Source organism: Variovorax palleresanus, from assembly GCF_051144945.1.
Classification (GTDB): domain Bacteria; phylum Pseudomonadota; class Gammaproteobacteria; order Burkholderiales; family Burkholderiaceae_C; genus Variovorax; species Variovorax paradoxus_S.
Genome location: NZ_JBJNVP010000001.1, coordinates 12,914 through 31,689 on the forward strand (window position 1 = coordinate 12,914; position 18,776 = coordinate 31,689).

General features: G+C 66.7%; 17 protein-coding genes and 1 pseudogene. 10 read left to right on the forward strand and 8 right to left on the reverse strand.

What is annotated here, in order from left to right; translation table 11 throughout:
* Positions 1–10: 10 nt before the first annotated feature.
* Genes aroQ through ACJ7Z0_RS00090 form a run of 6 tightly spaced genes read right to left on the reverse strand, consistent with a single transcriptional unit; the run spans position 11 to position 4,341 of the window.
* Complete coding sequence (gene aroQ / locus ACJ7Z0_RS00065; RefSeq protein WP_434788096.1) at positions 11–454, reverse strand: type II 3-dehydroquinate dehydratase; 444 nt, start codon at positions 452–454, stop codon at positions 11–13.
* A gap of 18 nt (positions 455–472) precedes the next feature.
* Positions 473–1,294: a shikimate dehydrogenase gene (aroE, locus tag ACJ7Z0_RS00070; protein ID WP_434788097.1), complete on the reverse strand. Its 822-nt coding sequence runs from the start codon at positions 1,292–1,294 to the stop codon at positions 473–475.
* 10 nt (positions 1,295–1,304) lie between these two features.
* On the reverse strand, positions 1,305–2,534 hold the full coding sequence (locus ACJ7Z0_RS00075; RefSeq protein WP_434788098.1) for a CaiB/BaiF CoA transferase family protein: 1,230 nt from the start codon (positions 2,532–2,534) through the stop codon (positions 1,305–1,307).
* Entirely contained in the window at positions 2,531–2,992 is a 462-nt protein-coding gene (locus tag ACJ7Z0_RS00080; protein WP_434788099.1) for a MaoC family dehydratase, read from the reverse strand. Before ACJ7Z0_RS00080 ends, ACJ7Z0_RS00075 begins: the two co-directional genes overlap by 4 nt.
* Before the next feature lie 39 nt (positions 2,993–3,031).
* Complete coding sequence (locus ACJ7Z0_RS00085; RefSeq protein ID WP_093082719.1) at positions 3,032–3,415, reverse strand: VOC family protein; 384 nt, start codon at positions 3,413–3,415, stop codon at positions 3,032–3,034.
* Positions 3,412–4,341: a ketopantoate reductase family protein gene (locus ACJ7Z0_RS00090; protein ID WP_434788100.1), complete on the reverse strand. Its 930-nt coding sequence runs from the start codon at positions 4,339–4,341 to the stop codon at positions 3,412–3,414. The genes ACJ7Z0_RS00085 and ACJ7Z0_RS00090 overlap by 4 nt, the downstream gene beginning before the upstream one ends.
* Before the next feature lie 114 nt (positions 4,342–4,455).
* On the opposite strand from ACJ7Z0_RS00090, the gene ACJ7Z0_RS00095 reads away from it, so the two are divergent.
* The 4 genes from ACJ7Z0_RS00095 (at position 4,456) to ACJ7Z0_RS00110 (ending at position 8,693) form a co-directional block, all read left to right on the forward strand.
* On the forward strand, positions 4,456–5,400 hold the full coding sequence (locus ACJ7Z0_RS00095) for a LysR family transcriptional regulator (RefSeq protein ID WP_434788101.1): 945 nt from the start codon (positions 4,456–4,458) through the stop codon (positions 5,398–5,400).
* 103 nt (positions 5,401–5,503) lie between these two features.
* Complete coding sequence (locus tag ACJ7Z0_RS00100; RefSeq protein WP_434788102.1) at positions 5,504–6,139, forward strand: TetR/AcrR family transcriptional regulator; 636 nt, start codon at positions 5,504–5,506, stop codon at positions 6,137–6,139.
* Positions 6,120–7,817 (forward strand): PEP-utilizing enzyme, encoded by a 1,698-nt coding sequence (locus ACJ7Z0_RS00105; protein WP_434788103.1) that lies wholly within the window; start codon positions 6,120–6,122, stop codon positions 7,815–7,817. Before ACJ7Z0_RS00100 ends, ACJ7Z0_RS00105 begins: the two co-directional genes overlap by 20 nt.
* 15 nt (positions 7,818–7,832) lie before the next feature.
* On the forward strand, positions 7,833–8,693 hold the full coding sequence (locus ACJ7Z0_RS00110; RefSeq protein WP_434788104.1) for a PEP/pyruvate-binding domain-containing protein: 861 nt from the start codon (positions 7,833–7,835) through the stop codon (positions 8,691–8,693).
* 13 nt (positions 8,694–8,706) lie between these two features.
* On the opposite strand, the gene ACJ7Z0_RS00115 is transcribed toward ACJ7Z0_RS00110, so the two are convergent.
* Positions 8,707–9,519 carry a class I SAM-dependent methyltransferase gene (locus ACJ7Z0_RS00115; protein ID WP_434788105.1) on the reverse strand — a complete coding sequence of 271 codons (813 nt, stop codon included), beginning with the start codon at positions 9,517–9,519 and terminating at the stop codon, positions 8,707–8,709.
* A gap of 361 nt (positions 9,520–9,880) precedes the next feature.
* On the opposite strand from ACJ7Z0_RS00115, the gene ACJ7Z0_RS00120 reads away from it, so the two are divergent.
* From ACJ7Z0_RS00120 to ACJ7Z0_RS00130, 3 genes are read left to right on the forward strand one after another with little or no spacing between them, the layout of a single operon-like run.
* Positions 9,881–11,362: an aldehyde dehydrogenase family protein gene (locus ACJ7Z0_RS00120; RefSeq protein WP_434788743.1), complete on the forward strand. Its 1,482-nt coding sequence runs from the start codon at positions 9,881–9,883 to the stop codon at positions 11,360–11,362.
* A 42-nt stretch (positions 11,363–11,404) separates the two neighbouring features.
* On the forward strand, positions 11,405–12,124 hold the full coding sequence (locus ACJ7Z0_RS00125; protein WP_434788106.1) for a cupin domain-containing protein: 720 nt from the start codon (positions 11,405–11,407) through the stop codon (positions 12,122–12,124).
* Positions 12,125–12,144: 20 nt separating this feature from the next.
* Positions 12,145–13,470: an NAD(P)/FAD-dependent oxidoreductase gene (locus ACJ7Z0_RS00130; protein WP_434788107.1), complete on the forward strand. Its 1,326-nt coding sequence runs from the start codon at positions 12,145–12,147 to the stop codon at positions 13,468–13,470.
* A 110-nt stretch (positions 13,471–13,580) separates the two neighbouring features.
* Here ACJ7Z0_RS00130 and ACJ7Z0_RS00135 read toward each other — a convergent pair whose 3' ends face one another.
* A complete protein-coding gene (locus tag ACJ7Z0_RS00135) occupies positions 13,581–14,498 on the reverse strand; it encodes a LysR family transcriptional regulator (protein ID WP_434788108.1) in 918 nt (305 codons plus the stop codon).
* A gap of 159 nt (positions 14,499–14,657) precedes the next feature.
* Between ACJ7Z0_RS00135 and ACJ7Z0_RS00140 the strand changes: the two genes are divergently transcribed.
* The 3 genes and pseudogenes from ACJ7Z0_RS00140 to ACJ7Z0_RS00150 all read left to right on the forward strand — a co-directional run bounded on the left by ACJ7Z0_RS00140 (position 14,658) and on the right by ACJ7Z0_RS00150 (position 18,564).
* Positions 14,658–15,587 (forward strand): GNAT family N-acetyltransferase, encoded by a 930-nt coding sequence (locus ACJ7Z0_RS00140; protein ID WP_434788109.1) that lies wholly within the window; start codon positions 14,658–14,660, stop codon positions 15,585–15,587.
* 43 nt (positions 15,588–15,630) lie between these two features.
* A complete protein-coding gene (locus ACJ7Z0_RS00145; protein ID WP_434788110.1) occupies positions 15,631–16,908 on the forward strand; it encodes an NAD(P)/FAD-dependent oxidoreductase in 1,278 nt (425 codons plus the stop codon).
* Between the two features lie 36 nt (positions 16,909–16,944).
* Positions 16,945–18,564 (forward strand): annotated as a pseudogene (locus ACJ7Z0_RS00150) (ABC transporter substrate-binding protein).
* Positions 18,565–18,776: the final 212 nt, after the last annotated feature.

Here is an 18,776-nt window from a genome sequence, read left to right on the forward strand (position 1 = left end):
CGCGCGAACATCATTGCGTCTGCGCGGCGGCCGATACCGCGGCACGCAGACCGAGCAGGTAGCTGTCGACGCCAAATCCGCAAATCTGTCCTTTCACAATCTCCGCGAACACCGAGTGGTGGCGGAATTTCTCGCGCGCATGGATGTTCGACATGTGCAGTTCGACGACCGGTACCGTAAGGATCGCCAGCGCGTCGCGGATGCCGTAGCTGTAGTGCGTCCATGCGCCGGCGTTGATGAGCACCGCGTCCACCCCCTCGGCGAAGCCGCGGTGGATGCGCTCGCACATCTCGCCTTCGTTGTTGGTCTGGAAGCTCTGGATCTCCGTGCCCAGTTCCTTGCCGAGTGCTTGCAATCGGGCATCGATCTCGGCCAGCGTCACCGTGCCGTATTGCTTCGGGTCGCGCTTGCCGAACATGTTGTGGTTGATGCCGTGCAGCATGAGGATCTTCATGGGGGTGCCTGCGTTGCGTCAGACCAAGGGGATGGTCATTCGGTCGATGACGCCGCACGTATCGGGCCGCACGCCGCGCCACCACAAGAAAGCTTCCGCGGCCTGTTCCACGAGCATGCCGACGCCGTCGGCCAGCTTCGGCACGCCGGCGTGCTGCGCCAGGCGCAGGAAGGGCGTAAGACCCTTGCCATAGGCGAGCTCGTAGGCCAGCTTCGCACCCTGAAGCGTCTCGGCGGGCAGGGGTGGCAGTTCGCCCTTGAGGCTGGCCGAGGTGCCGTTGATGACGATGTCGAATCGCTCTCCTGCCAGATCGCCGTAGCCGCAGCCTTGCACGTGGCCGTGCCCGGCGAACTGCTTTGCAAGGTCGATGGCCTTTGCCTCTGTGCGGTTCGCCAATACGACTACGTTCGGTTGTTGCGCGAGAAAGGGCAGCAGCGCACCACGCACCGCACCGCCAGCGCCGATCACCAGCATGCGCGCACCCTTGAGCGGGAAGCCCAGGTTGCGCTGGATGTCATTGGTCAGGCCCACGCCGTCGAAGTTGTCGGCAATGATGCGGTCGCCCTCGAACTTGAGCGCATTGGTGGCGCCGGCGAGTTCGGCGCGTTCGAGCCGTTCGGTGGCCAGCGCGTAGGCCTGCAGCTTGAAGGGAGCGGTGACGTTCATTCCTCGCCCGCCTGCCTTGCGAAATGCGTGCACGTCGTCGGCGAAGCGGTCGAGCGAGCCCTCGATCGCCCGGTAGTCGATGTCCTGGCCGGTCGCTTCGGCGAAGCTGCCGTGGATCATCGGCGACTTGGTGTGGCCTATCGGATTGCCGATCACGGCGTACTTGTCGGTCATCACTGTCTCCTTACTTGCTGTAGAGCACGCCATCGGCCTGCATGTCGGCAATCTGTGCCGCGTCGAAACCGAGGCTGGCTGCAATTTCCGCGTTGTGCTCGCCCAGTTCGGGCGCTACCTGCGTGATCGAGGTGTCGCACCCCGACATGCGGAAGGGGAGGTTCGGCAGGCGGATCTTGCCGAGCACCGGGTGGTCCTGCTCGACCACCATGCCGCGCGCACGGATCTGCGGATCGGCCAGCACTTCGTCAATGCGTTGAACCTTGGCCGCAGGCACATCAATGCCGTCCAGCAGCTTCAGCACCTGGGCGACCGGCTGCGCCGCAACCCACGGCTTCACCACTTCGAGGATCTCCGCGCGATGGGCATTGCGCCCGGCGGAAGCGTGCAGCCGCGTGTCGTTGCCGAACCCCGCAGGGCCGCCATTCTTTTCGACCAGCGCAGCAAAGCGCTTCCATGCGTCGTCCACCTGCGCGGCGATCACGAGGTCACCATCCTGCGCGCGGAACACGCCGTAGAGCGTGGAATTGGGCATGTCGTGCCCGGTCTGCACCGGCACTTCCTGTCCGTTGGAAAGCGTGTAGCACTGCACCGCGTACTCGTGCATCGACACCAGCGTGTCGTACAGCGCCATGTCGATGTGCTGCCCGCGGCCGGATTTCACGCGTCCCAGCAGCGCGGCATTGATCGCGGCGACCGCATGGATGCCGGTGTACATGTCGCCAAGCGAGATGCGCAGCAGCGGCGGCGCCTCGCCAGGGTTGCCGACCATCTGCATGATGCCGCTCTTGGCTTCGGCGATGAGGCCGAAGCCGGCGCGGTGCGAGTCGGGGCCGGTGTGGCCGTAGGCCGAGATCGAGCAGTAGACCAGGCCGGGATTGGTTTCGGCGAGTTCGGCATAGCCCAGGCCGAGCTTGTCGAGCGCGCCGGGGCGGTAGTTCTCGACGAACACGTCGGCACTGTCGACCAGCTTCTTCATCAACGCCCGCCCGCGCGGATCTTTCGTGTTCACGCTGAGCCCTTTCTTGCCCATGTTCTGCTGCAGGAAGTAGCCGCTGTGGTCGCCGACGAACCACGCATGCTGACGCCCGGCATCGCCCGTGCCGGGGCGCTCGACCTTGATGACCTCCGCACCGAGCGCGGCGAGGCAGCGCCCGACATAGGGCCCGGCCAGAAAGTGGCTGTAGTCGATGACGCGAAAGCCGGCCAGCGGCAGCGCTTGTTGTGGCGCGGCGCTCATCCCGGCTTCCTCGGCACCATCACGCGGTGCTCGCCCTTTTGCACGACCTCGTCGCGCTGGTTGATGAGTTCGGACGGCAACACGAGGATGCCCCAGCCCGGCTTGCTCTTCGATTCGCGCTTGCTGCCGACGTGGAATTTCACGCGCACCGTATCGCCGAGCTTGATGGGGCCGACGAAGCTCCATTCCCAGCCGAGGGACATGCCCGGCATGAAGCGCATGTCGCTCTTCGTCTTGAGCCCGTCGGCCACCGAGAGGCCGAACAGTCCGTGCGCCACGCGGGTGCCGAACGGCGTGGTGCGCGCATAGGCTTCGTCGGTGTGAACGGGGGTGTGGTCGCCGGTGAGGTCGGCATACGCCATCACGCGGGCCTCTGTCACCTCGTAGGGCGGGCTGATGCATTCCTGGCCGACGACGGCGTCGTCCCAGTACTTGTCTTCGATGGTCAAGGTGGTCATGGTGCGTGTCTCTCTCTATGTATGTCGGGTGACGGTTCTTCAGGCGCGTGGATCGATGGCGAGAGCGCGCGCCACGGCGCCAGCGCTGGCCTGGATGAATTCGACGGCCAGGCCGTCCGGCAGGCGCAGCCAGTTGCGGCCCTGCGGCATTTCGGTCACGCCGAAGGCCTGTGCGGCGGCGAGTGCGGCCTCGAGGTCTTCGCACATCACGCCAAGATGGCCGAGGCGGCCTTCAGGCCCTGCGTAGTCCGGCTTGGCCATGAACTGCATGCCGCCGAGGGTCCAGTACTGGACCGGCTCTTCGAGCGTGCCCTGTACTTCGCGCATCGTCATGCCGCAGACGTCGTGGAAGAACTTGATGTGCCAATGGATGTCTTTCACCCAGATGGCGACGTGTTCCACATAGGCGCGCGGCGTGCTCATTTCGCCTCCAGCCGGCGTTCGATGCCCTTGATGGCGGCAACCAGCGTCTGGTTCACCGGCGTCGGCACGTTGTGCTTGAGCCCGGCGCGCACCACCGAGCCGTTGATGAAATCGATCTCGGTGATGGAGCCTTTTTCCAGGCTCTGCAGCATGGAGGTCTTGAATTCGTAGGGCAGGCCTTCGGCGGCCATCACCCATGCATCGCGCGGGGCCTTGATCGACAGCTTCACGCCGATGGCCTGCGCGACGGTCATCGCCTCGGTCACGGCCGCGATGGCCGTCGCCTCGATCTCGGGCACCGCGTAGAGGCTGCCGTACACCTGGCCCGTGATGCCGCTCAGAGCGCCGGTCGAGACGTTGATGAGCAGCTTGTCCCACATCACGCCCATGATGTTGTCGCTGACCTCGCAAGGCAGCCCGGCGCGCTCGAACTCGGCCGCGATGGCCTTGGCGCGTTCGCTCACGTTGCCGGCGAGCTCGCCGATCACCGTGCGCTTGCCACGCGTGCCGGCAATGATGTGGCCCGGGCCGAGCAGAACGCCGCCGACGTAGGTCTTGCCGGCCAGCACATGCGCGCGGCCGGCAACGTCGGCCAGGATCTCTTCATGGCCCATGCCGTTCTGCAGCGACATCAGCGCGGTGTCGGGCCCGATGATCGACAGCGCACCTTCGATGGCGGAGCGCGTGTGGAAGGACTTGACCAGCACGATCACCAGGTCGGCTGGCGCCAAGCCCTCGACGCTTGTCGATGCGCGCACCTTGACGCGGCGTTCCGAGTCGCCCTCCTTCATGAGGAGACCGTCGCGATGGATGGCGTCGACGTGCGCCTGGAACGGATCGATGAGCGTGACGTCCGACCCGCCGGCCGCAAGCGTGCCGCCGATGGCACAGCCGAGGGCGCCTGCGCCGAGGAAGTAGATTTTCATACGTGTCTCTCGAAGGAATGTCTCGAAGGGTGTCTCGAAGGAATGCCTTGAAGATAGGTTTGTATGAACATTTCGTCCATGACATGGGATGAATGGTCTACATTCCGTTTTGAAATGAACGCGGACGACGACAACCTCGATGCGAGCACGGGCTTGCTCAGCCTCAAGCTGCTGCGCCTGTTCGACCTGATCTACACCACGCAGAGCGTGACGCGCGCGGCCGACCAGCTCGGCCAAAGCCAGCCGACGGTGAGCAACTGGCTGGGCCGGCTGCGCAGGCATCTGGGCGATGAACTGTTCGTGCGCACCGCGGCAGGCATGCAGCCGACGCCACGCGCAGAAGAGCTGATCGTTCCGGCGCGCGAAGCACTGGCGGCGCTGCGCCGTGTGGCCGCGCCACCGGAAGCGTTCGATCCGTCGAGCTCAAGGCGGCGCTTCCGTATCTGCATGACGGATGCCAGCCACATCACGCTGCTGCCGCAACTGCTGGCGCACGTCCGCGCCGTGGGCCCCGGCATCCGCCTGGAGGCTGCGCGCATCGATGAAGAAACCGGACAGGCGCTGCAGTCCGGCCAGGCCGACCTTGCGATCGGACTGGTGCCATGGCTCGAATCAGGCTTCTATCAACAGGTGCTGTATCCGCAAGACTGGGTGTGCCTGGTCAATGCCCGACACCCGCGGATCACCGCAAAAGGCATGGGCTTGCGCGACTTCAAGGCCGAAGCACACATCGGCATCGTCGGCGGTACAGGCGTTCAACTGCTGGAGGCAGCGCTATTGCGGCATCGGGTCGAACGACGCATCTTGCTGGAGCTACCCGGCTTCCTGGGACTGGCCGCCATGGTGTCGACCACCGACCTCGTGGCCACCGTGCCCCGCCAGATCGGCGAGACACTGGCCCGCACCAACGGGCTCGCTGTCTTTGATTGCCCGGTGCCCGTGCCACCCTTCACCGTCAAGCAGCACTGGCATGCGCGCTACAACCAGGACCCGGCGAATCGCTGGTTGCGCGGCTTGTGCGAGCGGCTTTTTGCCAGGAAATCGAACGCGCGCAAATAGAGGATCGAGCCTTTCGACGACGACCAGGTGGATGGGTGCGGCAATTCACGACATGTCAACATGCTTTCTTGACACGATAACGTGACATGATTATTCTGCCGTCATGAGCACGACCACGTCCACGTACGAGAGCCCGCTCCGCGCAGAACAGATGGAGCAGACGCGCCTTCGGATACTGGAGGCGACGGCAGATGTGTTGGCGGACGAGGAGGTCAACGAGGTCACCGTTCCGCTTGTCGCCGTGCGCGCCCGCGTGTCGGTCCGTACCGTCTACCGGCACTTCCCGACCAAGGAGGCGCTCTTCGATGCGTTCGGTGAGTGGGCGGAGGAGCACCTCCGGGTCGTCCTCCTTTCCTACCCGGACACGCTCGAGGGCGTCCGCGAGATGGCGCCTGCGCTCTATCGCATGTACGACGAGCGAGCGCCGCTGATCCGCGCCCTCCTGTCCAAGCGCGGACAGGAGATTCGGGCGCGCACGCGGCGCCGGCGACTGGCGACGTTCGAGAAGGCGATGCGGGAGGTCACCGGCGGTCTCGGCCCGGCCGAGCGCCAACGCGCCCTTGCGGTGATCTACCTGCTCGTGAGCGCGCCCGCCTGGCAGGCGATGCGCGACCAGTGGGACCTCAAGGGCGAGGAGGCCGGCAAGGCCGCCGCCTGGGCCGTGCGCGTGCTGACGGACGAGCTTCGCCGCAATCCGGCAAGCATGAAGGAGATTGATCATGATGACACTCGTCGCTGAGCAGACCTTCGCCCCACCCGGTCCGGGATCGTGGTTCCTCGACCCGACTCACTGGACGCGGCCAGTGACCCGCTTCCACGCGGAGATCTTTCCCGACGCGTTCCAGCGCGGCTTCGGCGAGAGCCTCCGCCGCTACGGATCGTTGCTCGAGTACCTGGAGGCGGGCTTCGTCAACGGTTTTCCGTACTACTGCGCACGCGTCGTCGGCGCGCCGAGGGAGGCGGTCGGTCACCCGCCGAAAGAGGCGTGGGACGAGCTCGCGCGCAGTCACCCAATGATTCAGCGCCGGCTCGAGACGAGCGCGACCGTGTTCGAGCGCAAGCTCTGGCGTGAGGACCTCGAGCGCTGGGACCGGGAGGTGAAGCCCGCGGCAATCCGGGCCCACCTCGCGCTGCTCGCGGTTGACCCGGCAATGCTCGACACGCCTGCGCTCCTCGTATACATCGATCGCTGCCGAGAGAACCAGATCCATGGCGGGTACATCCATCACCTCTTCAACGTGCCGGCGCTCCTGCCGGTGGGCGACTTCCTCGTGCACGCGCAAGAGTGGACAGGCCGCTCGCCGGCCCAGTTACTCGGTCTCCTCCAGGGCGCGAACCCGGACCCGCTCGGTGCAGACGAGGAGCTCGAGCGACTGATCGGCGCGCTCCGACTGGATACGACGGCCACGGCCTTGCTCACGTCGGCCGGAGAGCCGGGCGAGGTGATCGCCGCGCTTCGCTCGCTGTCCGGCGACACGGGCCGGCACGCTTGCGCATACGTCGATCGTGTCGCCTGGCGGCCGGTCAACGGCGAGGACGTGGGCGACCCGTCGGTGCACGAGCTTCCCGAGCTGATCGTCGGAGCGATCCGCACAGCATTCGACCGCCTCGAGACTCCACCGGCGAACGACCTGGACCGGAAGACCTCTGACTTGCGCGACGCAGTGCCCGCTCGGCATCGCGATGCCTTCGACGCGCTGCTCGAGGAGGCTCGGGCGACCTACCGGCTACGCGACGAGCGGGGCATTTACGCCGACCTCTGGGCGATCGGGATCATGCGGCGCGCGATCCTCGCGGCCGGCCGCCGGCTTACGACGGCCGGGCGGCTCGCCGATCCCGGCCATCTCGTCGAGGCTGGCTACGCGGAGCTGCGAAGCCTCGTCGAGTCCGGCGACGGCCCATCGGGCGATGAACTGGCCGAGCGCGCCCGCTACCGGATCAAGGCGCGCTACGCGGATGCGCCGGCGTTTCTCGGCGGCGAACCGGGCGATCCGCTGCCGCCCGAGTGGCTGCCGCCCGCGGCGGCAAGGCTGGAGCGCGCGATCGGTGCAGCCGTGCAGGCGATCTTCGCCGCGCCGAAGCCACGCACCGAGGACAGAAAGGTTCACGGTCTCGGCGTCAGCCCGGGCCTGTACGAGGGCACCGCACGGGTGATTCGCGGCACCGAGGAGTTTGGTCGCATCGAGCGGGGCGACATCCTCGTCACGAACTCCACGACGACGGCATTCAACATCGTGCTGCCGCTCCTCGGCGCGATCGTGACCGACCGGGGCGGGCTGCTCTCGCACGCCGCGATCGTCGCGCGCGAGTACGGGCTGCCAGCCGTCGTCGGGTGCACCGATGCAACCTCGGTGCTTCTGGACGGCGCGAGAGTCATCGTCGATGGCACCGCGGGCGAGGTCGAGCTCGTCGCATGACGGAAGCAGGCGACCATGAAACCGGCAGCGCTTACCGAGGAGCTCGAGGAGAGCCTGTTCGGCGGCAAGGCCGCGCAGCTGGCCGCCGCCACGCGTGCGGGCCTGCCCGTTCCCGCGGGTGTCGCGCTTCCGTACGGGTTCGTGGATGCAGTCGCTGCTGACGAAGGCGACGCGAAGCAGCGGCTGGCTGCAGTCTTTCGCACGCTCGGCGCCCCGCTCGTGGCGCGCTCGTCCGCAGTGGGTGAGGACTCCGAGCAAGCGAGCTTCGCAGGACAGCACCTGACGCAGCTGAACCTGCGCTCCGAGTCCGAGCTTGTTGACGCCGTGTCCGCCATCTGGCGCTCGGCGCACTCGCCTTCAGCGTTCGCGTACCGCGAGCGCCTCCGGCTGCCCCGCGAGCCGAGAATGGGCGTCGTCGTACAGGAGCTCGTCGATGCGGACTGCGCCGGTGTGCTCTTCAGCCGCAACCCCGTCAACGGGTCGGACGAGATCGTGATCGAGGCGGCCTGGGGGCTCGGGGAGTCGGTCGTGGCCGGTCTCGTCATCCCGGATCGGTTCCGCTTGAGGCGTGACGGTGCCGTCGTCGAGCGAATCGCGGGACTGAAGGACGTCGCCATACGCACCGACCCGGAAGGCGGCACAAGCAGCACACAGGTTTCCGAGGGGCTCGCCCGCGTGCTCTGCCTGGGCGATGCACAGCTCGCCGCGCTTCATGCGCTCGCGCTCCGCTGCGACGAGGTGTTCGGCGGGAGCCACGACATCGAGTGGGCGTTCGCCGGCGGCCGGCTCTACCTCCTGCAGCGGCGAGCGCTCACGGCGATCCCAAGTCCAGCTGCAGGCGACCACACGGACGAGCGGGTGCGCTTGCCGAACTAGCGGGCGCGATCGACTACGCGGGCGCCCTGCCCTTGACGGCCCAGGCCAGCGCCGCATACGAACGCGCGCCATCAGCTTCGCCGTCGAGATAGGCCGCCTGCACAGCCTCGCGCAGCCGCCCGCGCCCATCCGAATCCAGCGTGGCGACGTATTCCGCGCCAGGGCCGTCCTTGCCTTCGTAGGGCCCCCAATAGTCCGCGAACGACGAGAACTCCATCCGGATCGTGAGCGTCGTTTCTTCCACGCCCTTGAATCCGGCCTCGCGCCACGCCTTGCCCAGTTCGCCGGGCCGCGTCATGGGCCGCGTGTAGTTGCGGGCGCGTCGCGCGCCGGCCTCGGGGTCGAGCATGGCGGCGGTGTCGAAGAACATGCGGTTGGACACCCAGCCGCCCCTCACGTCCCACACCGCCGCAGCGACCACGGCGCCTGGCTTCGCGACGCGGCGCATCTCGGCAATGGCCTTGCCCGGCTCCGGAACGAAGTGCAGCACCAGCAGCGAGAGCACGCGGTCGAAGCTCTGCGCGGGGTACGGCAGCGCGCAGGCGTCGGCCACCTCGAAGGCGATGCGCGCATCCTCGTTGTGGCGCCTGGCATGTTCGATATAGGGCTGCGCGAGGTCCACGCCCCGCACTTCGCCGGCGCCCGTGCGTCGCGCCACGGCAAAGGCCAGGTGTCCGGTGCCGCATCCGACGTCGAGGATGCGGTCCCCGTCCGCAGTGCCGGTGAAGTCGAGAAAAGGCAGCGCGAGGAGGCGGCTCCAGCGGCCCATCAACCGTTCATAGCCCTCGCCGTCGGTGGCGACGAAGGTCGAAGAAGTGGTGCTCATGGCAATCCCTCCGCACGGCCGGGCGCATGGAAATTGCCGTGCAGGCAGATGCTATGCCTCGGCCGATGGCGGCGTCAACGCCGGTGCGCCGCAACAGGTCGGGTGCGTCCAATGCGAAGGCTTCTGACGAAGGTGCGACGGCAGGATCTGCTTGTAGCGACTCGCACAACCGCAGCCTGCTTCGTGCAAGACCCTCATTGCAGCATCGGCGCGAGTGGCACGCAGCCTAAACTTTTGGACATCCAAAGGCCCGACCTCAGTCCCCTCATGAGCACCCCACCGCACTACCAAGCATTCCGTGGCCACGCTTCTATGGATGGCAATGAACAACCCTGACTTCGTTTCCGAAAAGGCCGACGCCATGAACTCCTCCATCGTCGAACGCCTCCAGAGCGCTGGCCGTCTGGACCGCGTGTTCATCGACGGCGAATGGGTGCTGCCCCAAGGGCAAGCTCGCGCCTCTGTCATCGACCCGTCGACCGAGGAGCCTGTCGCGGAAATCGCGCTGGGAACTGCGCAAGACGTGGCTACGGCGGTGGTCGCCGCACGGCGCGCCTTCACCACTTGGTCCGTGAGCGCCGCCCAGAGCCGGGCCTTGCTGCTGGATCGCGTCCACGCCCTGATCCTGGAACGCGCCGAACTGTTCGCCCAGGCGATCTCGCTGGAGATGGGCGCCGCCATCGGCTTCGCGCGCCTCACGCAGGTGCCCTCCGCGGCGGAGCACATCCGCGTGGCCCGCGACAACGCCCGCAGCTACCCCTTCGTCACCCATCGGGGTGACATGGCCATCATGCGCGAGGCCATCGGCGTGTGCGGCCTGATCACACCCTGGAACTGGCCGCTCTACCAGATCACCGCCAAGGTCGGCGCCGCCCTGGCAGCGGGATGCACCGTCATTTTGAAGCCCAGCGAGCTGTCGCCCCTGAGCGCCCTGCTCTTTGCCGAAGTGATGCACGACGCCGGCATTCCACCGGGGGTGTTCAACCTGGTGAATGGCAGCGGGCCGGAGGTCGGCGCCGCCTTGGCGGAGCATCCGGACGTGGACATGATCTCGTTCACCGGCTCGACCCGGGCCGGCGTCCTGGTGGCCCAGGCGGCAGCCCCGACGGTGAAGCGCGTGGCCCAGGAACTCGGCGGCAAATCGCCCAACCTCATCCTGCCGGATGCGGACCTGTCTCTTGCCGTGCCCAAGGGCGTGGCGTCCGCCTTCCGCAACGTCGGCCAATCCTGCAGCGCACCGACACGCATGATCGTGCCCCGCGCGCACCTGCAGGAGGTGGAACGGCTCGCGCTCGAAGCGGCATCGGCTTTCGTCGTGGGCGATCCGCGTTCGCAGCAGACCACGCACGGGCCGGTGGCCAATCGCGCGCAGTTCAACCGGGTGCAGGAAATGATCGGCGTCGGCATCGCCGAAGGTGCGCAGCTGCTTTGTGGCGGCCTGGGACGGCCGGAGGGCTTGAGCCGCGGCTTCTACTGCCGCCCGACCATCTTCAGCGCGGTGCACTCTCAGATGCAGATCGCGCAGGAGGAGATCTTCGGGCCGGTGCTCGCGATCATTCCCTACGACAGCGTGGACGAGGCGGTGGATATTGCCAACGACACCATCTATGGCCTGGGCGCCCATGTGCAAGGCCAAGACCTTGGCGCGGCGCGCGCCGTTGCGGCACGCATCCGCTCCGGGCAGGTGCACATCAACTATCCGGCGTGGAACCCCCATGCCCCCTTTGGTGGCTACAAGCGCTCGGGCAATGGCCGCGAATACGGCATCGAAGGCCTCGAGGAATATCTGGAAACCAAAACCATCCTCGGCTTTCTGGATGCCTCGGCGCCCAGCAACAACTGACAGACTTTCAGTGAAGACATCGCGCATCGCGCAGGAGTAATCATGACCGTGGCCCTGGTACTGCATCGCGCCGATGGCGCGCCCGTTTCAACCGCTTTCCGCAGGGCGCCGTTCGGCAAGGACGATCCTTTTGCGCGGCATCGCGAGATCGCGTGGGAAGGACCGGGCGCGATGAGCGCGGGCCGCACCAGCTTCATCGGTGAGCTCGACGTCGCAAGCTATCCCCACATCGAAACCATCGTCGTTGTCGAGGGCGAGCTGACCCTGACGGCGGCCGGCGAGGCCCCGCTGGTGGTCGGTCCCCAGGCGGGTGCCGTCATCGGATGCGACACCTCGCTTCGCATCGAGGCCGCATCCCGCGTGCGCTTTGTGTTTTGCGCAGCCGCCTGCGACAAGCCGACGAAGCGCGGCCTTTTCCCCTTGCACGCCGACGCCAACTTCACGCCCACCGGCACGCTGCCCGCCGAAGTGCTGCTGGGCCCCGTGCCCGAGTGCCGCAGCGACAAGGTCTTCACCGATGACGCCGCGCAGTACCTTGCGGGCGCTTGGGACTCGACGCCCTATCACCGGATCGTTCGCGCGCATCGCATGAACGAGTTCATGCATCTCGTGGCGGGCAGCGTGCGCTTCGCAGCCCCTGATGGCAGCGTGCTGTCTGCGGGCACGGGTGATTCGCTTTTCGTGCCCCAGGGCGCGCCGATCGGATGGGAAAGCAGCGATCGCGTGGCGAAGTTCTACGTGTGCCAGACCGTCCCGGCTTGAACGAGCGAGCGAGATTCATCATGTCGCCTCCGCTGCGCCACATCCAAACTTCGCCCACGCTGCCGGCCTCGGCGGACGTCGTCGTGATCGGCGGCGGCATCATCGGCGTCTTCACCGCCTACTACCTGGCCAAGCGCGGCCTTTCGGTGGCGCTGGTGGAAAAGGGCAGCATCGGCGCCGAGCAGTCGAGCCGCAACTGGGGCTGGTGCCGGCAGCAGAATCGCGACGCCCGCGAACTGCCGTTGGCGAGCAAGAGCCTCGACCTGTGGGAACAATTTGCTGCCGAGAGCGGTGAAGACACGGGCTTCCATCGCTGCGGCCTGCTGTATCTCAGCAATGACGAGGCCGAGATTTCCCGCTGGGCCAGCTGGCGCGATTTTGCGAAGACCGCCGGCGTGACGACCCACATGCTGAGCAGCCGCGAGGCCGCCGAGCGCGGTCAGGCGACCGGCCGCGGCTGGAAGGGCGGCGTCTTCTCGCCCAGCGACGGCACCGCCGACCCCGCCAAAGCCGCACCGGCCGTGGCCGCTGCGCTCATCAAGCTCGGGGGCAGCGTCCACCAGAACTGCGCTGCCCGCGGCATCGAGACCGAAGGCGGTCGGGTCAGCGCAGTCGTGACCGAAGCCGGCGTCATCAAGACCCGGACGGTCGTGATGGCTGGTGGCGCCTGGGCCTCCTCGTTCTGCCGGCAGCTCGGCATCCGCTTTCCGCAGGCCTCGATCCGGCAATCCATCCTCAGTGTGTCCCCTGTGGAACATCGCTTGCCGGATGCCGTGGTGAGCGCGGGCGTGTCCGCCACGCGCCGCAACGACGGCCGCTACGCACTGGCCATCAGCGGCCGCGCGCGCGTGGATCCGACAGGGCAGTTTCTGCGCTTCGCGCCGCAGTTCGTGCCCATGTTCGCCAAGCGCTGGCGCAACCTTCGTCCGGGCGGCCTGGAAGCCATTCGGAGTGGCCATGAAACGCTGGCGCGGTGGCGCCTCGACGCGCCGACGCCGATGGAGCGCGTGCGCATCCTCGATCCGAAGCCCGATCCCGTGAGCATCAAGGACACCCATCGTCGCGCGATCGAACTGCTGCCCCAACTTCGCGATGCAAAGATCACGCACGCCTGGGCTGGCTATATCGACAGCACGCCAGACGGTGTTCCCGGCATCGGCGAGGTGCCGGGCCTGCCCGGATTCATTTTGGCCGCGGGCTTTTCCGGACACGGCTTTGGCATCGGGCCCGGCGCCGGCCACCTCATTGCGGACATTGCCAGCGGCGGCGAACCGATCGTGGATCCCGCACCGTATCGGCCGGCGCGGTTCAGCGGCTCGGCATGGGGCAAGGTCGCTGATTTCTAGCATCGATGTTCTCGAGCGATGTGATTGTGGTCGACGGGGGGTTCGGCCTGATACTCGCCCGCCACGGCCGAAGCTCCCGCCGCCCTCTGATGGCGGCCTGAGACCAGGTGTCATCGCGCGGTTCTTCGCCTCCAGGGTGGCGGCGCAAGAGATTGGCGCAGCATCGTCAGAAAGGCTGTTGCCCGCGCACTTCGCCCGAAGCGGGTGCCCAGCATGGCGACGACGTCGGCGGCGGGAACCTCCCAGCTCGCAAGCACCCGCTTGAGCCGACCGGCTGCCAGATCGGCAGCGACGTTCCATTCCGACCGCATCGCGACACCTTGCCCTGCCACCGCCCAGTCGCACACCACGGCGCCGTCATTGCTGCACATGGTGGGACGGATACGGACGGTCTGCGGCTCGCGCGAAGCGTGCACGAAGCGCCACAGCGTGACGTCCTCGTCGTTCTCTCTCACCACCAGGCACCGATGCCGCAGCAAGTCTGAAGGCGCCTGAATCGGCGGAGCACCAGCGAGATAGTCCGGGCTCGCGCAGAGGATGCGTCGGTTCGGTGCCAGCGTCGTGACGATCTGGTTCTGGGCGCCAGGCGGTCCGATGTGGACGATGACGTCGCTGCTCTCGACCAGGTGCGCACCGGGATGGTCGGCAAGGTCCAGGGTGACCGTCACGCCAGGATGCGTTTTTGCAAACGCATCGACCACGGGTGCGACATGCAGCCGGCCGAAGCCATGCGGAGCGGCTATGCGCAGATGCCCGCTGACGGCCTTCTTGCGATTGGCCAAGGCCTCGGACAGCGCCTCCATCGCGTCGGCCACGATCGTCCCGTGCGATGCGACCAGATCGCCTTCATCGGTGAGGACCATCCTGCGGCCCGAACGGTCGATCAGCCGGATGCCGATTCTTGCTTCCAGCGCTTGCAGGCGCTGGGTGACGGCCGGCGGCGTGACATCCATCTTCCGGGCCGCTTCAGCGAGCGACGCAGACCGGGCCAGCACGTTGAAGAAGCGCAGATCCTCAGAGCTGATCATTTAGTTGGGCCTTAACTCGCTATGCAGGTTCGATAAATTGTAGGTTCAATCGATCGGGCGCAACATCCGGCCATCTGACTTGGTCGGTGCCGGTCCGCATCCCGCAGGCCGCATGGGACAAGCACAACTCGGAGCACGACCTTGGGCCAGGCCACAGCCATGAAGCAGACGCAAGCCGAACAGATCGCAACGACGCCGGGAGAACTGGCAACGCCTTGCCTCGTCCTCGACCCTGCGCTGCCCGCCGGGGGCGCCGACGCGGTGCTGGTCCCGTTTGCCACGGAACACCTGGAAGGCGCCCTCCAGCTTTCGCAGGAGATGTCCTGGCCCTATCGGCTCGAGGACTGGGCCTTCGCGCTCGAGCTCGGCCAGGGCTTCGTGCTGCGCAACGGCGCCGGTACAGTGATCGCGACCGCGGCCTGGTGGGCCTACGGCGACGACCAAGCTTCATGCGGGATGATCATCGTCTCCAGGGCTACCCAAGGCCGTGGCCATGGTGCCCGGCTGATGGATGCGCTGCTGGCGGCGGCGCACTCGCGGACCATCACGCTGAACTCGACGGCCGAAGGTCTGGCGCTTTATGAACGGCGCGGCTTTGTCCGCATCGGCGTCATCCAGCAGCATCAAGGCGTTCCCGACCAGCGCCACCAGGCGCCACCGGCCAGCCTGGTCAGGGCGATGGCGCCATCGGATGTCGAGGCGGTTGCGCGTCTGGACCAGCAGGCCACGGGCTGGGCCAGGCGGCAGATGCTGGATCGGCTCATCCAGGCTGGCGACGGCCACGTGCTTATGCGTGGCGGCGAGCCGCGCGGCTATGCCGTTTCACGCCTGTTCGGCCGCGGGCACGTCATCGGTCCCGTGGTCGCCGAAAGCGCGGCCGATGCGCGCGCCTTGATCGAAGCCGCGCTCGCACGTCTCGGCCAGGTTTTCGTCCGCGTCGACACCGCGGCCACCTCGCAGCTCGGGGACTGGCTCGAAAGCATCGGCCTGCGCCAGGTCAGTGACGCCACCACCATGGTCAAGGGGCCGCACATCCCGCCGGCGGGGCCCGCACGCATGTTCGCGCTGGCCAACCAGTCGTTCAACTAGGAGACATCACGATGCTGAGCTCGAAGACGCCGGAAAGGCAGCCATGAAGCTGACCTCGTATTGGCTGGACACCTCGGAGCCCTTCCGCAGTGCCGCTGCAGGACCGGTGCAGGGTAGCTGCGACGTGGCGGTGATCGGCGGCGGCCTGACCGGCTGTTCGGCTGCGCTGGCGCTTGCCAAGAAGGGTGCGCGCGTCGTGCTCCTGGAAGCCGAGACCATCGGGCACGCCGCCTCGGGTCGCAACGGCGGCATGTGCAACAACGGCTTTGCGCAGGACTACGGGATGATGTCAGCCAAGCTCGGCAAGGAGGTTGCCGACAGGCTCTATCGGGCCTTCGACGCCGGAGTCGATACGGTCGAGCGCCTGGTGGCGGAAGAGAAGATCGACTGCAGCTTCGCGCGCGTCGGCAAGATCAAGCTGGCGGCCAAGCCCGAGCACTACGACAAGCTGGCGCGCAGCCAGGAACTGCTGGCGGCCAACGTCGACCCCGACACGGAGATGGTGAGCCGCGCCGACCTGGCCAGCGAGGTCGGGTCGGACCGCTTCCATGGCGGGCTGATCTACCGCAAAGGCGCCGGCATGCATGTCGGGCGCTTCGTGCGCGGCTTGGCGGAAGCGGCGGCGCGGCGTGGCGTGGAGATCCACGAGCATGCGCCGATGATGGGTCTGCGACCGGCACCCGGCGGAGGGCACCAGATCGAAACGCCGAAGGGTCGGCTCCACGCCAGGCAGGTTCTGCTGGCGAGCGGAACTTCGCAGACGGGACCACTGGGTTGGATTCGACGCCGCATCGTGCCGGTCGGCGCGTTCCTGATCGTCACCGAGCCGCTGCCGACAGAGACGCTCGACCGGCTGTTGCCGCGGCGCCGGATGGCGGTCGATACGAAGAACCTGGTCAACTACTTCCGAACGACGCCCGACAACCGGCTGCTCTTTGGTGGACGCGCCCGCTTCGCCGTCTCCAACCCGAACTCCGACGAGAAGAGCGGCGCAATCCTCAAGGCCGCGCTGCACGAGGTCTTCCCAGAGCTTCGCGCCGCACGCATCGACTATTGCTGGGGCGGTATGGTCGACATGACGCGTGACCGCCTGCCACGCGCCGGCGAGCGCAATGGCATTTACTACTCGATGGGCTACAGCGGCCACGGCACCCAGATGTCGACCCTGATGGGGACGATCATGGCGGAAGTCATGGACGGGCGCGCCGAACTCAATCCCTGGAAAGACTTCGACTGGCCCGCGATCCCGGGCCACGTCGGACCCCCATGGTTCCTGCCGCTGGTAGGGGCCTATTACCGGCTCAAGGACAAGCTCGCCTGAAGCCCGTCTCGCCACTCATCAATCGAGGAATCAACCATGAACGAGCACAAGAACCTCAACGGCCTGATCGGCGCCGAGGAAAGCACGCGCCTGATGGGTCAGCTGCAGCGCGGCGCCAGCCGCCGCGACGTGCTGGCGATGCTGATGGCCGGCGGCATGCAGGCCGCGCTGGCAGGCAGCGTCGCGGCGCTGGCCACCACGGCAAATGCGCAGACGCCGCGCAAGGGCGGCCGCATCCGGGTCGCGGGTACCTCTTCGGGCGTGAACGACACGCTCGACCCCGCCAGGCAGGCCAACGGCACCGACTACGCCCGCGGCTTCATGTTCTACAACGGCCTGACTTACCTGGACGGCAGCCTCGCCGCGCAGCCGCAGCTGGCCTAGGAGTTCACGACCAAGGACGCCAGGACATGGGTCTTCAAGCTGCGCCGCGGCGTGAGCTTTCACGACGGCAAGCCGCTGACGCCGGCCGACGTGGTGTTCTCGATGATGCGGCACAAGGACCCTGCGACCGCATCGAAGGCCAAGGTCCTGGCCGACCAGTTCGAGCAAGTGACCGCCACCGGCCCCAACGAGGTGACTTTCCGCCTGACCTCGCCCAATGCCGACCTGCCCGTGATCCTGGGCACCTACCACTTCCACATCGTCAAGGAAGGCACGACCGACTTCAGTGCCGGCATCGGCACCGGCCCCTACAAGGTCAAGGAGTTCAAGCCCGGCGTGCGCTCCATCGCCGTGCGCAACGAGAACTACTGGAAGCCGAACCGCCCGTATCTGGACGAGATCGAGTTCTTGGCCATCACCGATGAGTCGGCGCGCGTCAACGCGCTGCTGGGCGGCCAGCTGGACTTGATCAGCGCGGTCGACCCGCGCTCGGTCGAACGCGTGAAGGCCACCGGCCAGCACGCGATCTTCGAGTCCAAGGCGGTCTCGTACACGGACTTGATCATGCGCATCGATCGCAGCCCGGGCTCCAACCCGGATTTCGTGCTGGCCATGAAGCACCTGTTCAATCGCGAGCAGATGCTCAAGACCATCGCGCAGGGCTATGGCGTGGTGGCCAACGACCAACCCATCGGCCCGGCCAACCGCTTCCACTTCAAGGGCCTGCCGCAGCGCGCGCACGATCCCGAGAAGGCCAAGTGGCACCTTCAAAAGGCCAACCTGGGCAGCGCACCCGTGCCGGTGGTGGTCTCGCCCGCCGCGGCCAACTCGGTGGAAATGACGCTGCTGCTGCAGCAGGCGGCCCAGCAGATCGGACTGAATCTGGAAGTCAAGCGCATGCCTGCCGACGGCTACTGGTCGACGCACTGGATGAAGCACCCGGTAGGCTTCGGCAACGTCAACACGCGCCCCAGCGCCGACCTGGCGTTGACCTTGTTCTTCAAGTCCGATGCGCCCTGGAACGAAGCGGCCTGGAAGAACGAGAAGTTCGACCAGCTGCTGGTGGCCGCGCGCGGCGAAACCGACGCGGCCAAGCGCACCCAGATGTATGCGGACATGCAGGTGATGATCCACAACGAGGGCGGCATCGGGATCCCGATGTTCCTCTCCAGCATCGATGGGCACGCCAGCAAGCTCAAGGGCCTGTCGCAGATTCCACTCGGCGGGATGATGGGCTCCAGCTTCGCCGAACACGTCTGGCTGGAAGCATGACTTTCTCGCGCAGCGAGGTCCCCGCACTGGTCGGCCCTTGACGGGTGAATCGCAAGGTGGCCTGCAGCCTTTGGAAATCAGCCACCTTGCCGAAAACTAAGGCAACCTTAGTGTGAGCAGGTACGGGTTCTGGGCCACTGCCACCCCCGAACAGCACCACTCAAAAATGCCAGACCCCCTGCGGATTGACAAAGAAACTGCTTGGGTTCCGC